Raw genomic sequence first — 15,738 nt, 5'->3', positions numbered from 1 at the left:
CCCAATAGCAAGAAAAACCTAAATAAAATAAGCTAAAAAAGTGTGAGAAGTAATTATCTAATTACTTCAACAATCATGTCTAAGTTTTCAGACTGTAGGATATCAACCTTTTTACCTGATGCTCCAACAATCTCTTTTTTGATATTTAACATGTCTTCAGGAACAACAATTTCACCAATAGTAAGTTCATGAGATTCATCTAAAACATTGGCAATTTCTTCAATGTCGGTAGACTTTAAATATCCAATAATTTTACCAGCATCTCCTTTGAATTTAGGTCCGATTTGAGACATATCCGGCTCAACTTCAATTGTTTTTTCATGAACTTCTGGTTTTCCAGAACTAATTTCTAGATTGTTAATTTTTAAAGTACCTTTAATATCATCATCAAACTGATTAAATACATCAATTAAATCGTTGTTGGATGTGTATACATTGACTTCTGAGAGTTCTGCATTTAATGGAATTTTTGATGCTGATTTAAATCTTCTTACTTCATCAATTAATTCAACTGTAGTTTCACCTTTAACTTCCATTTCTTCACTGATTAACTCTTCAATTACTTCCGGCCATGAAGTGGTATGGATAGATTGATTATCGAAGTATTGATATACTTCTTCAACAAAGAATGGAACAATTGGAGCAAGCAATTTTAAGGATGTTTCAACTACACATCTTAAAGTGTATTTAGCTGCTCTTTTAGATTCATCTGATACATCAGTGTATAGTCTGTATTTTACAGCTTCAATATATTCATCACAGAAATCATGCCAGAAAAATCCTTCAATTGAGCTAATTGTATCTGCAAAGTTGTATTCGGCAAATGCCTTGTCGACATTTTTATTTAAGTTGTTGAGTTTAGATAAAATCCATAAATCTAGAGGCCCTAAATCATCTTTAATTTCATCATAGGATACCTTTTCATCAAAAATTTGCATGCTGATAAATCTGAATGCATTCCAGAATTTTCTTAAGAAACGATACCCGTGTTTAATATCTTTCCAATCAAATATTACATCAGATCCCGGTACACTGTTTGCAGCCCAAGTTCTAAGTGCATCTGCACCATATTGTTCAATGACTTCTTCCGGACCAATTACATTTCCTCTGGATTTACTCATTTTATATCCATCTTCACCAAATACCATACCATTAATTACAATATCCGAAAACGGTTTTTGACCTGTGAGAGCTAAGCATCTAAGTGTTGTGTAGAACGCCCAAGTACGAATAATATCATGCCCCTGCGGACGAATATCCGCTGGGAAGTGGTTAATATAGTCTTCATTAGGCCATCCTGCAATAGATAATGGTGAAATAGAGGAATCCATCCAAGTATCAAGTACATCTTCTTCAGGGATAAATTCTTCGCATCCGCATTCACATGCATGTTTAGGTTTATCTTGAGTTGGATCAATTGGCAGATCTTCCACATCCGGCAAAATGACTTTACCACAGTCTTTACAATACCATACAGGAATTGGAGTTGCAAAAATTCTTTGTCTTGAAATACACCAATCCCATTCCATAGAATCTGCCCAGTTTACCATACGAGATTTCATGTGTTCCGGTACCCAGTTCATTTCTTCTGCTGCATCCTTGGTCTTTTTGATTAATTCCCTTACAGCAACGAACCATTGTTTTTTAACAAGAATTTCAATAGGAGTTTTGCATCTCCAACATTGCCCGACATTTTGGTCTACTTGTTCTTGTTTTAATAAGTAACCTTCAGCATCCAAGTCTTCAATTGTTTGTTTTTTAGCACTTGGCAAATCCATTCCAGCATATCTTCCAGCAGCTTCGGTCAAAATGCCTGTCTCATCCATAATATCAATGATTTCTAAATCATATTTATTTACCCAGCTTACATCAGTTTTATCACCAAAGGTACAAATCATTACTGCACCTGTACCGAATTCAGGATCCACCTCTTCATCTGCAATGATCTTTACTTTTTGATGTGATAAAGGAACTTCAACATATTTACCTAAAAGATGAGTGTATCTTTCATCTTCTGGATGAATTACAACTGCTACACAAGCAGCCATTAATTCAGGTCTTGTAGTTGCAATCAAAATACCTTCATCATTCGGACTAGCCTGTTTACCAGATGATTGTGAAGATACAATATCATCATATGAATCATCTACTGCAGGCGGGAAGTTAACATAGTTTAAAAATGTAGTATTATCACTATATTCTACTTCCGCAAAAGCAATAGCTGTTTCACAACGAGGACACCAATTTACCGGGTGAATGCCTTGATAGATTAATCCTTCCTCATACATTTTTAAAAAAGAATATTGGGTTCTTTTTCTGTATTCGGGAGTCATGGTAATAAATTCACGATTCCAATCTTGTGAAAATCCCATTGCTTTCATTTGAGATTTCATACTAGCAATATTTTTTGTAGTTAAATCGACACAATATTCTCGGAATTGAGCTCTGGAAACATCATTTTTTTTAATACCATGAGTTTCTTCAACTTTCACTTCAGTTGGAAGACCATGACAATCCCATCCTTGTGGGAATAATACATCATGTCCTTTCAATCTTCTATATCTTGCATTCATATCAATATAAACCCAATTTAAAACATGACCTAAGTGAATAAGTCCTGTTGGGTATGGTGGGGGAGTATCAATTATGTATCTGGGACGAGATCCATCTCCAATATATCTGTAGATATCTTCATCTTCCCATTTTTTCTCCCAAAACTTCTCTTTTTTAAAATCATAGTCTTTAGGAATTTCTTCATTTGACATATATTTTCTCCTAATAAATATTAGATAATAATAATATTGTTAACTATGTAGTTTATTATTTAAAAAACTTTCATGAAATAATGTAAATTAAATAAAAAAGAGGATTATTTGAAATTTAATAGTTAACATGAATCAAATTTTCCGTCTGAAAATCCCAATATAAAATATCATAATAAAGACTCAAAACTCTTATTTTAATGCAATTAATTAAAAATCCATGCTTATATATGAATAATAGTTAACTATATTATATAATAAAACTAAAATGTTAATATTATCAATTAAAAGGACTGTGAAAAAATGCAAATGATATGGTTTTATGTTGCTATTGTTTTAGCTATAAGTGATATATTACACACCACACTCATGTGGAAAGTTTTAAATAACTTTTATATATTATTGGGTGTTTTTATTCAACAATCTACACATTCTACATGGCAGACTTGGGTAATACATGAAATAATGGAAGCTGCATTTCATTTTATCATTTTATCAATAGTTTTCTTAAATCCAACTATTGGACTGCTAGCAGCCCTAATTCATTTTGTAATAGATGTATCCCATACAGTATTAATACGTAATATGGGTGAATTAGAACATAGAGCTCTTCATTTTGTTGTTGAATCTCTATTCTTCATATTAATCTATGGATTATAGAATTAAATAATGGAGTTATTAAATGCCAGTTATAACATTTAAATATCAAGATTTAAAAGATTTAGGAATCAATATGGAAAAAAATGAACTAATAGACACTTTACCAATGATGTCTAGTGATATTGAAGACTTTAATGATGAAGAAATTAAAGTAGAATTCTTCCCCAACAGACCAGACAACTTATCTGTTGAAGGGGTGGCCAGATCATTTAAAGGGTTTATTGGTCAGGAAGTGGGTTTTCCAGACTATAAAATTGAAGAATCTGGAGAATATGTTATCGTGGATAAAGATGTTGCAGCAATCAGACCATACATTGGATTTGCTAAAATTAATAATGTTGATTTTTCTGGAGATAAATTAAAATATATTATGGATTTCCAAGAAAACCTCCACTGGGTAATTGGAAGAGACAGAAAAAAAGTAGCTATAGGTATTCACAATGCAGATGCCGTAAATGGTCCATTTAAATATATTGCAACTCCAAAAGATGCAAATGCTTTCGTTCCACTTGAAAAAGATATTGAAATGACTCCTGATGAAATCTTAACCGAACATGAAAAAGGTAAAGATTATGCTCATTTAATCCGAAATTTTGATAAATACCCATTGATTCTTGATAAAAATAATAATGTGTTGTCTATGCCACCAATTATTAATGGAGAGTTAACTAAACTTAAAGAAGACACACATAACATTATTGTTGATGTAACTGGTACTGATGCAAAAGCAGTTAACCAAACATTGAATATTATCTGTTCCTCATTTGCAGAAGTTGGGGGTCAAATTAAATCCATGGAAGTTAAATATGAAGATAAAACTCTCGTAACTCCTGATTTAACTCCACAAGAAATGAATGTTCATGTAGATACTGCTAATGAGTTAATTGGTGGAACCGATTTAACTGCAGAAGATATTAGAGAATTATTATTAAAAGCACGTTTTGATGCTGAAATTATTAGTGAAAACGAAATAAAAACTATTATCCCCTCTTACAGAGTAGACATTTTACATGAAGTAGATATCATTGAAAATATCGCTGTACAATACCATATTAACGATGTGATAGCTGAACTTCCAGATATCAATACTGTAGCTTATGAAAATAACTGGTTTAAATCAGAAGCGACCATTCGTGAAGTAATGATTGCAATGGGATTCCAAGAAGTGATGAGTTTAATGCTTACTAACGAAGAGGCACATTACAAGAAAATGAACCAAGAAGAAAAGCCTCATGTTCAAGTTGCAAGACCTATTACAATTGATAGAACCATGATTAGAACCAGCTTAATTAATTCACTTATGGAGTTTTTAGAAGACAACAAACACGAAGATTTACCTCAAAAGATATTTGAAATCGGAGATGTTTTATACTTAGATGAAACTAAGGAAAATAAAACTGTTTCTTCTAAAAAATTAGCTGCACTCGTTTGTCACTCCACTGCTAACTTCAGTGAAATAAAATCAATTATGAGCAGTGTTTTATCAAATCTAGGATACACTATGGATATTAGTGATAGTGAGAATAAGACCTTCATTGAAGGAAGGGCAGCTGATGTGGTTGGTGAGGCTCAAAAAGGTATAATCAAAGGATTCTTTGGTGAAGTATCACCCGAAGTCATTACAAATTTTACATTGGACTATCCAGTAATCGGGTTTGAAATTGAATTTATTAACAAATAAATTCTTAATACCATAATTTTCTCATTTGGATTTCCATTTGAGAATAATTACTCATTTCAGGTGCAGCACCATAATTATTAAAAATCACCATAAAAATAAACAAAATAATTATAATCATTATTAAAATAATTAACCATTTATTCAATTATTCACCAACCATTGTCAAAATTATTGTCCTATCATATCTTGGTCCATCCAATTCTACAAAAAATACTGATTGCCAAGTACCCAAATCCAGTCTGCCATTTTTTATAGGCAAATTTTCACTTGAAGACAATAAAAAAGACTTTAAATGTGATCTTGCATTATTGTCAATCATATCATGGGAATAGCTAAATTTATCTGAAATAATATCATCAAGACTAACTTCCAAATCTTTTAATAATCCATCCTCATTTTCATTAACAACAATAGCTGATGTGGAATGTTTTGAAAAAATAGATACAATGCCTTCATCGATTTCAATTAATTCATTAATTTTAGATGTAATATCAATTATTTCAAATTTTTCATTACTACTTATTTTTAAAGAAACAGATTTAACTTTCATTAACTATAATTTGTAAAAACTTATTAATAAATAAAAAAAAGAAAAAATGAATATTAATTCTCTATTTCAGGTTTCCTCCAGTACCCATAAATAATCATTCCCAGAATAGAAACAATACTTAATACAATAATACCTGAAGTATCAGTGATTTCTTTTGAAATTTTGCTTTGAGGAACTATTTCATATGCTTTTCCTTCTTCAGATTGTTCACCTTTACTGGAATCTCCAGCATTAGCATTCCCATTAGTTAATACACTATCACCATTATCAGATGAATCTTGAAAATTACCCGAAGCATTAGTTCCATGAGCTCCAGATTGTTCTGAATTTGCAAAATGAGCACTTGAAGTTCCATTTTCTGAGTTCCCAACACCTTTTGAAGCATCATTTCCCATAGCATCAATAAAATCATGATGATTTATTCCGAAGTCACCATCTGTTGATGTTTGTGAATCTGATTCATCATTTTTATCACCAGATGAGGTTCTATAAGTAAATTTAACTGGTTTATCCCCAATAATTACTTCAATTTCATATTCTTTATCCGGATCCAGATTGGCATCAATAATTGCTTTACCATTTACAAATTTTGCTGTATATTGGTTTCCATTAACATTAACTGTGGTGTCAAATGTACCAAATTCTGTGACTGCTTCACCATTTGTATCATACATCTGAAGACCAAAACCGTTTTTAACAGATATAGTTCCCATTTTCATAATACCTGCAAGAAGCATTGGACAAACAAAAGTATTCTCATCATCAGTTGAGTCAAACCAGTTATCCCCAAGTTTAAATGTTGGAAGATCCGGATTGTTTTTAGCCTGGTATCCCTCATTATGAGTTAAAACATTATATTTAACTTCCAATCTTGAAGACTTTCCCTCTTTTGCCGTTTTAAAATCAGCACCAAATAGCAGTCCATTACCTGATTCGAAAGCACCTAATTCATAATCAGTATTACGTCGATTTTTAGTGAATGTATTTGAATTAACAACATCAAAATCTGACTGTGAATTTATATAAATTCCATTAGGGTTTTCATAAGCTAAATTGAATTTAATGATATTTCCAGTTGTTTTATTGTACAATGAAATTCCATTAAATTTATTATGATGAACAGTATTGTTAGTTACATTACAATAGTATATATTTGAAGCATGGATTCCAGATCTCCCATTATAAGAAATTGTATTTTTTGAAATTATTGATTTAGATACATTTTCTAAATGAATACTATTGGAATTTGCTTTTGAAATATTATTCTGAATTATATCCGCATTATTGGAGTTTTTAACCAAAATACCAACATTCCCATTTTTTATAACAACATTTTTAATTGTCGTATTATCAGATTTATCAACAACGATACCGTAATCACTATTAGATATAATTGTTAACCCATATAAAAAACTTCCACCACTATTAGAAGTGAAATAAAATCCGAAAGAATTGTTTAATCCCAAATTTCTTGCTTTATCAGCTATTTTATTTGAAGTATGAATATTTGAATTCTTTTTAGAGACAATATTCAACTTTTTATCTACAACTAAAGAAATATTCTTATATTCCCTGTCAGTAAATTCAAATTGATCTCCTTCTTTTGCATTATCCAACATTGTTTGAATTTCAGTATTTGATAAATCAGAACTTATTTGATAATTGGAAATATCATCAGAATTATTTGGATTGTCATTTGCCGCATTAACACATGAAATGACCAATAAAGCAACAAAACATATGAATAAAATATTTAAAGATTTATTCAAACTAATCTCTCCGCTATAACTTAAAACCAATATAATAAATTTAATGAAGTAGCTAAATGATATGTAATTATTTTAATATTGATTAAAATTCAATGTTAAAAACACTTAGAATTATGATTAAATAAGTCGAATTATATTTATATTAATATTGATTTCACAAAATAATATATATTTTTAATCAATATATAAATTTTATCAAAAATTAAGTTAATACTACATAATAATATTTTTAAATAAAATTGATAGAATTATAGACTATAATAAATCTATTATAATTTAAATATGATGAAAAATACAATATATACTATATTACTTATCGATTAATTATCTATTTTTTAATAATTTTGAGTAATATATTATTTATTGAAATGAGGAAATATAATGAATAAAAAGGGATATATATTAGTTATATCATTAGTTTTAATTATGTTATTTTGTTTAAGTACAGTATCTGCCAAAGATACAGATTTAAATGCAAATACATTAGAAAAAAGTAATGATGTGACTATATTAAATGAAGGCGATAGCAATGTTAGTCAAATACATTCACAACATACCGTTAAAGTTGGATCAGATAGTGATTCCATCCAAAATACAATTGATTGTATGAACGATGGAGACATACTTAATTTTGAAACCGGAACTTACAAGGATATATGTATTTATGTAAACAAAAGCATTACAATAAATGGTAATGGAGCGGAATTAATAGGATATGACACTCCTTCTAAAAGCAACACTCCTGAAATTATCTACAACGATACCGGTAAAGGAGGATATGCAATTGGAAATTTTGCTACTTTATACATTGTTAAGGCTGACAATGTTGTAATTAATGGTTTGAAAATAACCGGCGGTGCAAATAGTACTTCCACTTATTCTAATGCATTAATATATGCAATGAACTCAAAAAATTTAACTTTCAAAAGCAATGTTTTAGAGGGATCTTCTTGGGGATTATACTTCCAATACTGCACTGACGGACATGTAACAAACAACATCATTAAAAATCAGGCAGTGACTGGATTTTTAAACTTTGGATCTGCAAGAACCTCAATTGAAAACAACAAAGTAATCAATGCTAAAAACCATGGCATCGATGTAAGACATGGTACAGGACCAAACGTTAAAATTATTAATAACACAGTAATTGGTTCAAAAGAAGGAATCTATTTAATGCATTCTACAGGACATGTTGCAGCTAACAACACTTTAATAAACTGCACTATTAGTTCAATTAGTTGTTACGGTTCTAAAAATATTAAATTAAATGGAAATAAAATGCAAAAATCTAGAATTGGCGTTTTACTCGGAGGAGGATACGAGAACATCACTGTTGGTGAAAACATGTTTACTTTAGATAATTTACCATATCCTCCAACATTTGCATATTATATTGCAGAAGCAAAATCTGAATACCAGAATGATGAAGATATAATGGGTACTTTTAGTGACAGTTCTTTATATACTCCTAACTTTGTAGCATTTACTGGAATTGACGTCCCTAAAGATATTGGAATTAATTATGATCCCATTTTAGAAAAAACAGGACCAGAATGGATAGTTCCAGAAGGAGCTTCAAGTTCTGAGATTCAAAATATGATTAATAATATGAACAATGGCGATACTCTAAGTTTCACTCAAAATGCTATTTACAATGAAATTTCAATCTACACAGACAAAAACATTAAAATATTAGGTAACAATGCCACTTTAGTCGGATGCAGTGGAATTAACTTTAACAATACCCACTACTTGGATAATGTAGCTGAAAAAGTTAGAAAATCAACTAATGAGGGTGGATATGCAATAGGATACAATGCAGTATTATACATATTGAATACAACCAATGTTGTTGTAAGTGACTTAAATATTAAAGCACAATACCCTAAATATGATTCTAGCAAAGTTGAAACAACTACTAATGAGTATAAGACAGTGGGGATTTATGCCGATTCCAATTCAGGATTAGTAATTACTGGTTGTGATGTAACCGGTGCTTCTTGGGGTATTTTCCAACAGTATTGTAAAAATAGCACCATTATCAGAAATAATATTCATGACATTTACACTACAGGCATTATGAACTTTGGTTCACCTAATGGAATTATTGCCGGAAATACAGTTACTGATGCTGCCAATCATGGTATCGATGTAAGACATGGTACAGGACCGAACGTGACTATCTTTAATAACACAATTTCAGGTGCAAAAGAAGGAATTTATCTTATGCACTCTAAAGGACACTCTGCATACAATAACACGATTCTAAATTGTAAAATCAGTGGGATTACAGCCTACGGATCTGGAAATGAAGTGCTTTTTAACAATACCATTTCTGGAAGTAGACTTGGTATTTTGCTTGGAGGAGGATATTACAATATAACCATTGGTAAAAATACATTCAAGTTAGATTCATTACCATTTCCACCTACTTTTGTAACTTATCTTGCAAGAGCGGATAATAAATATCAATCTGAAGATGATGTCATTAGAACTTACTCCGATAAAGAAACTGCAGCAGTTGATGCTAACGACATAACTGTCGGATATAAAAAAGGTGAATTCAACATTACTTTAATTGGACAAAATGGTGATAAATTATCATATGAAGATTTATCCATATCTATTAATGGTGCTAATTTCACAGCTAAAACCGATGAAAAGGGCATTGCAGTTATTCCTCTTTCATTAACAACTGGAATTTATAATATGACCATTAAATTTGCAGGTAATGACAATTATGCACCAATAAATGTGACTAAAACTGTTACAGTTAATGATGACAGAATTAAAACCATTTTATCTGCAACTAGTAAAACCCTTTATTTAACTATCATTTCTAAAGGATATTCATACAAAGTCACATTTAAAGATATGAATGGAAAAGCAATTGCAAATAAAAAAATAAGTTTTAAAATTGATGGTAAAACCTATAGTGCAACTACTTCTTCAACTGGAATAGCTAATATTAAAATAAAAGCTACAACTACTGGAAATAAAAAAGCAACAATTAGCTTTAAGGGTGATGATAAATATGCTCCAGTCACTAAAACTTTAACTGTAAAAGTTATAAAACAATCATCCAAAATCAGCGCTTATAAAAAGACTTTTAAAGTAAAAATAAAAACTAAAAAATACACCATTACTTTAAAAAACAATAAAGGTAAAGCAATTTACAAAGGCACTGTTTATATTAAAGTTAAAGGCAAAACTTATAAAGCAGTTACCAATTCTAAAGGTAAAGCTACATTTAAGATTACCAAATTAACTAAAAAAGGTAAATTCACTGCAACCATCAAATATTACGGGAACAAATATTACAGTTCCACCAGTAAACAAGTATTAATAAGAACAAGAAGATAAAGAGATTTTTTTAAATCTCTTATTTTTTTATTTTTGAAAAATCAGTAATATTTCTTCTTACGATCGAAAGCAAAGTAAATAATGCAAATTCCAATTAAAATCAATACAATTTGAGGAAATATAACAAATAATATTGCAGGAATTATTTTCAACTCAGCAAGCAACCACAAAACACCATAAATTACAAGTAAAGCTCCGAAAATAATTGCTATTTTGTAACTCATATCTTTTAAATCAAATGGCATTCCAGCACCAATAGGCATCATATCACCTACAATTCTTTAGTACCTTCATCAGTACCAATAATAACTTTATCAACCATTTGGGTAAATATACCGTTTTCAACAACACCAGGAATAGTATTTATATCAATTTCAAGGTGTCTTGGTGATTCTATTTTATCAAATTTAGCATCAATTACAAAATTACCATTATCTGTGATTACAGGACCATCTTTTCTTTGAGCCATTCTAATTTCACATTCAGCCCCCATGTCCTCTAACTCTTTAATTGCCATACGGGATGCATCAGGCAATACTTCGACAGGTACAGGAAAATCACCTAATTTATCAACAAATTTTGATTCATCCACAATAACAATGAATTGTTTTGCAGCATAATCAACTATCTTTTCTTTTGTATGAGCTGCTCCCCCACCTTTAATTAAATTAAATTCTCTGTCCACTTCATCTGCCCCATCAACAGATAAATCAATATCATTTTCTTCCAAAGTGGTTATTGGAATATTCCATTGTTTTGCAATCAATAATGACTGAAATGAAGTTGGAATACCTTTTATGCTTATTCCTTCCTCTTTGATTCTCATGCCCACCTTTTCAATGAAAAAGTGAGTTGTTGAACCAGTTCCCAATCCTAAAACCATTCCATCTTCTACATACTCTGCAGCTTTATAACCTGCATTCTTTTTACTGGAACTGTTACCACTAGTATTTTTCATCATATCACAAATCCTAAAGTAAGTTTATTGAGTTTGAATCCTTTTTTGCATTCCCCATTATGTTTGCCATTGTTATTCAAGACAAGACATTTGTCATCTTCTTGTAATCCCTCAGGGAAACATAAATCATGGAATTCACATACCTCATCACAATCAGGAGCATTAAATGTAAATGTTGATCCTTCAAAAATATTTTTAGAAGCAGTCAATACATCAATTTGTGCCCTATCAATTTCAACAGGAATTACAAGTCCACTGGAGTGAATCGGGCATTTTTGCTCATTTTCCTTAACATTTACAACAACATATTTTCTGTTTAATTCTAAGTTTCCAACACAAGATGATTTAAATCTGCAATTTTCACATTCATCAGCCGGACCTAAAAAAACAAATTCTTGACCTTCTTTAGCCAAATCTTTACCTATTAATGTAATCATCTAAATCACCTCAGTTTTATAAGCAAGCTCATAGGCTGCTTCACGAGAAACACCATTATCCCCTAAAATAGTGTATCTTTCAGGCCTGATTTTATTCGCCATAACTAATGCATCAATAATTTCTTCATCAGAAATACCAACTTCCACAGCAGTTGTTGGAGCTTGAACTGATTCCAATGCGTTTTTAATAACTCTCCAATCACCACCATGTAAATACATCATCATTATTGTACCAATACCGCATTGTTCACCATGCAAAGCAGGTTTATCAAGAATTTTATCCAATGCATGAGAAAACAGATGTTCAGACCCACTTGCGGGACGTGATGAACCAGCAATACTAATTGCCATTCCTCCACTGAATAAAGATTTCATAACAATACGTGCACTGGGTTCAAGATTAGGTTTGATATTAGCTATATTATCAGTGATTAAATGAGCTGACATTATGGATAATGCAGCTGCAGATTCACTAAATGCTTCATTTTTTAAACGATGAGCCAATTCCCAATCTTTAATAGCTGTAAAGTTAGCTATTAAATCAGCACAACCTGCTGCAAGTAATCTGAATGGAGACTGTGCAATAATCTCAGAATCAGCAATAACTGCTATTGGGGAGTGTGCAGTAGCAGATATTGAAGTGTTTGGATTCTTTATTGATGCTAAAGGAGATACGATACCGTCATGTGAGGCTGTTGTTGGCATAGATACAAAGTATACACCCTGATTGAATGAAGATAATTTAGCTACATCAATAACTTTTCCTCCACCAACACCTAAAACAGTAGTTTCTGGAGTGATTAATTCTTCAACTTCTGAAATGGATTCTTCAGAAGCAACATCAACCTTAATTACATCATAAGATAAATTATTTTTCTCTAAGCTTTCAATAACAGGTCTTGCACCAATATCATAAGTATGAGAACCTGTTACTATTAAAAAATCATTACCCAAATGTAAAGAATTACAAATTTCAGCCGTATCATGTACAATACCCGGATCTATGTAAACTTCACGAGGCATTTGTATTTTCCTATTAGTCATAATATCTCCTAAAAATAAATTATACAATATTATTTATATACAAAATAGTTATAAAAAACTTTCTTATTCTAAAAGTTACACTTGAAATGCACCTCTTATCACCGATAATTTGTAAGTTATAAGTTATAACTTATAATGTATTAAGAAAGAAATAAAAAATCATTTAACTTAAAAAAATCAATAACAGAAAATGAATAAGTAAACAGCGAATGTATAATCTATCCAATATAATAAAAATGAAATACAGATTAAATAACTAAAAATTAAAGTTCATGACAACAAAATATGAAAACAAGACCCCACTATTCAACAACAAGGACAAATCAACAAAATTACACAAGAGTTCAGCATAGCCAAAAAATTAAATAAACTTAATAATTACTAAAAACAGATAGTTTAATGTTATAAAAATTATTTTAGGTGATATGGTGGAAAATTTTGATGAATGGTTTCATGATATTTTAGAAAATGCGAATATTACTGATTCAAGATATCCTATTAAAGGAATGGCAATTTGGATGCCATACGGTTTTCAAATTAGAAAACACTCAATGAACATTATTAAAAAACTACTGGATAAAGATCATGAAGAAGTACTTTTTCCAATGCTTGTTCCTGAAAGTGAACTTGCAAAAGAAGGAATTCATGTAAAAGGATTCGAAGATGAAGTATATTGGGTAACTAAAGGTGGTCAAAGAGAATTAAACGAACAATTAGCACTTAGACCCACCAGTGAAACTGCAATTTATCCAATGTATTCATTATGGATTAGAACCCACATGGATCTTCCAATTAAATATTATCAAATTGTAAACACATTCAGATATGAAACAAAACATACAAGACCTTTAATTCGTGTCAGAGAAATTACAACATTTAAAGAAGCTCATACCGCTCATTCAACTAAAGAAGAATCAGATGAACAAATTCAAGACTTTATTGCAATTTATAAAGAATTTTTTGATGAATTAGGAATTCCATACCTAATTTCCAAAAGACCTGAATGGGACAAATTCCCGGGTGCCGATTATACAATGGCTTTTGATGTAATTATGCCTAATGGTAAAACCTTACAGATAGGCACCATCCATAACTTAGGTCAGACTTTTGCAAAAACATTTGATATAACCTTTGAAGATAAAGATGGAGAACACAAACTTGTATATCAAACCTGTGCAGGAGTATCTGATAGAGTAATCGCTTCCGTAATCGGGATTCACGGAGATGAAACCGGTTTACGTTTACCACCTAAAGTATCACCAAACCAGGTTACAATTATTCCAATCTTATTTAAAAAAGGAAAAGAAGAAGTTTTAGCAAAATGTGCTGAAATAAAAGCCCAATTAGAAGAAACAGGACTTAGAGTAAATATCGATGATAGGGACATAAGGCCCGGCAAAAAATTCCATGATTGGGAATTGAAAGGAACACCATTAAAACTTGAACTTGGACCTAGAGACTTGGAAAATAATATTACAGTAGCTATGAGAAGAGATGAAGGAAAAAAAATCGAAATTGCTCTTGATAGCTCATTATCAGATAATGTTATTGATCTATTAAATAAAACCCAAGAAAACTTATCTGAATCTGCTTGGAACTTCCAAAAATCCCATGTTAAATTCACAGAAAGGTTAGATGAAATTAAAGATCTTGTTGAAACAGGCAATGTTGTTAAATTCCATTGGTGTGGAGACGAAGCTATCGGTAGAGACATTGAAGAAAAAACAGGATATGACATATTAGGTATCCAGGAAGAAATATCCGAAGGTGAATGCATCTCCGGTAAAGGGAATGCAAAATACATTGCTTTGATGGCTAAAACATACTAAGTGATTAAAATGGATAATATCTATGCAATAATTCCAGTCAGTAAGTTCAAAAATGCTAAAACCAGACTTTCCCCATTTTTATCAGAAGAAGAAAGGGAAAAACTATTAAAGGTAATGCTTCAGGATGTAACTGACACTTTAAAAAAGCATGTAGATAAAATATTCATTATTAGCAGAGATGAAGATGTTTTAAAATATGCAAAAAGCTTAAACTTAGATACTATCCTGGAAAATAAAGATTCAAACCTGAATAAAGCATTAAAACAAGCTATGAAGGAATGCAAAGGAAAAGTAAGGAAAGTTATTATTGTTCCTTCTGATGTTCCTTTGATTGGAAAAACAAATATTTCAATCTTAATTGAAGCTTCCAAAAACTTAGATTTCATTATTGTTCCGTCAAAAGGTGGTGGAACCAATATGATTATAATGAAGCCTATGGCAATACCTACTAAATTTGAAGGATTCAGTTACAGAGAGCATGTTAATGTTGCTGAGAGAAAAAAATTAAATCCGCAGGTTCATGATTCATTTTTCATGGCATTAGATGTTAATACAGCGCAAGATTTAGGTGAAATTATGATTCATGGAGAACATACTCATACCAGGAAATACTTGAAAGAACTTAAAGTTAAAGTAGAACCTTACCGTGGAACTGAACGTTTAAAAGTAACAAGAGGATAGT

The 15,738-nt window shown here is 30.8% G+C and carries 12 protein-coding genes; 5 read left to right on the top strand and 7 right to left on the bottom strand.

All coding sequences use genetic code 11. From position 1 onward, the window contains the following. Window positions 1–53 precede the first annotated feature (53 nt). Entirely contained in the window at window positions 54–2,765 is a 2,712-nt protein-coding gene (locus tag EDC42_RS07250) for a valine--tRNA ligase (RefSeq protein WP_069573050.1), read from the bottom strand. Window positions 2,766–3,065: 300 nt separating this feature from the next. On the opposite strand from EDC42_RS07250, the gene EDC42_RS07245 reads away from it, so the two are divergent. Next, window positions 3,066–3,422, top strand: a complete 357-nt coding sequence (locus tag EDC42_RS07245; RefSeq protein ID WP_069573048.1) for a hypothetical protein — start codon at window positions 3,066–3,068, stop codon at window positions 3,420–3,422. Window positions 3,423–3,444: 22 nt separating this feature from the next. Next, window positions 3,445–5,103: a phenylalanine--tRNA ligase subunit beta gene (gene pheT, locus EDC42_RS07240; RefSeq protein ID WP_069573046.1), complete on the top strand. Its 1,659-nt coding sequence runs from the start codon at window positions 3,445–3,447 to the stop codon at window positions 5,101–5,103. 145 nt (window positions 5,104–5,248) lie between these two features. Here the strand turns inward: pheT and EDC42_RS07235 are convergent, their stop codons facing one another. Further along, window positions 5,249–5,653, bottom strand: coding sequence for a secondary thiamine-phosphate synthase enzyme YjbQ (locus tag EDC42_RS07235; protein WP_069573044.1), 405 nt, complete (start codon window positions 5,651–5,653; stop codon window positions 5,249–5,251). 53 nt (window positions 5,654–5,706) lie between these two features. Then, window positions 5,707–7,422, bottom strand: a complete 1,716-nt coding sequence (locus EDC42_RS07230) for a right-handed parallel beta-helix repeat-containing protein (RefSeq protein ID WP_083234817.1) — start codon at window positions 7,420–7,422, stop codon at window positions 5,707–5,709. A 426-nt stretch (window positions 7,423–7,848) separates the two neighbouring features. On the opposite strand from EDC42_RS07230, the gene EDC42_RS07225 reads away from it, so the two are divergent. Beyond that, a complete protein-coding gene (locus EDC42_RS07225; RefSeq protein ID WP_158005572.1) occupies window positions 7,849–10,788 on the top strand; it encodes a right-handed parallel beta-helix repeat-containing protein in 2,940 nt (979 codons plus the stop codon). A 41-nt stretch (window positions 10,789–10,829) separates the two neighbouring features. Here the strand turns inward: EDC42_RS07225 and EDC42_RS07220 are convergent, their stop codons facing one another. Genes EDC42_RS07220 through EDC42_RS07205 form a run of 4 tightly spaced genes read right to left on the bottom strand, consistent with a single transcriptional unit; the run spans window position 10,830 to window position 13,227 of the window. Then, a complete protein-coding gene (locus EDC42_RS07220; RefSeq protein WP_069573040.1) occupies window positions 10,830–11,051 on the bottom strand; it encodes a hypothetical protein in 222 nt (73 codons plus the stop codon). An 8-nt stretch (window positions 11,052–11,059) separates the two neighbouring features. Then, window positions 11,060–11,746, bottom strand: a complete 687-nt coding sequence (gene rpiA, locus EDC42_RS07215) for a ribose-5-phosphate isomerase RpiA (protein ID WP_069573038.1) — start codon at window positions 11,744–11,746, stop codon at window positions 11,060–11,062. Further along, the gene (locus tag EDC42_RS07210) at window positions 11,746–12,183 is read right to left on the bottom strand and encodes a UPF0179 family protein (RefSeq protein WP_069573036.1); all 438 of its coding nucleotides are present in this window, start codon (window positions 12,181–12,183) and stop codon (window positions 11,746–11,748) included. Before EDC42_RS07210 ends, rpiA begins: the two co-directional genes overlap by 1 nt. After that, window positions 12,184–13,227, bottom strand: coding sequence for an NAD(P)-dependent glycerol-1-phosphate dehydrogenase (locus EDC42_RS07205; RefSeq protein WP_069573034.1), 1,044 nt, complete (start codon window positions 13,225–13,227; stop codon window positions 12,184–12,186). 425 nt (window positions 13,228–13,652) lie between these two features. Here EDC42_RS07205 and proS point away from each other — a divergent pair, with 425 nt between their 5' ends. Further along, entirely contained in the window at window positions 13,653–15,056 is a 1,404-nt protein-coding gene (gene proS / locus EDC42_RS07200) for a proline--tRNA ligase (RefSeq protein WP_069573032.1), read from the top strand. 9 nt (window positions 15,057–15,065) lie between these two features. After that, the gene (cofC, locus tag EDC42_RS07195; protein ID WP_069573030.1) at window positions 15,066–15,737 is read left to right on the top strand and encodes a 2-phospho-L-lactate guanylyltransferase; all 672 of its coding nucleotides are present in this window, start codon (window positions 15,066–15,068) and stop codon (window positions 15,735–15,737) included. Window position 15,738 lies beyond the last annotated feature (1 nt).

The sequence above is a fragment of the Methanobrevibacter gottschalkii DSM 11977 genome, assembly GCF_003814835.1.
GTDB lineage: Archaea > Methanobacteriota > Methanobacteria > Methanobacteriales > Methanobacteriaceae > Methanocatella > Methanocatella gottschalkii.
Note: the sequence above shows the minus strand (reverse complement) of the source record. Positions and strands in the feature narration are given on the sequence as shown.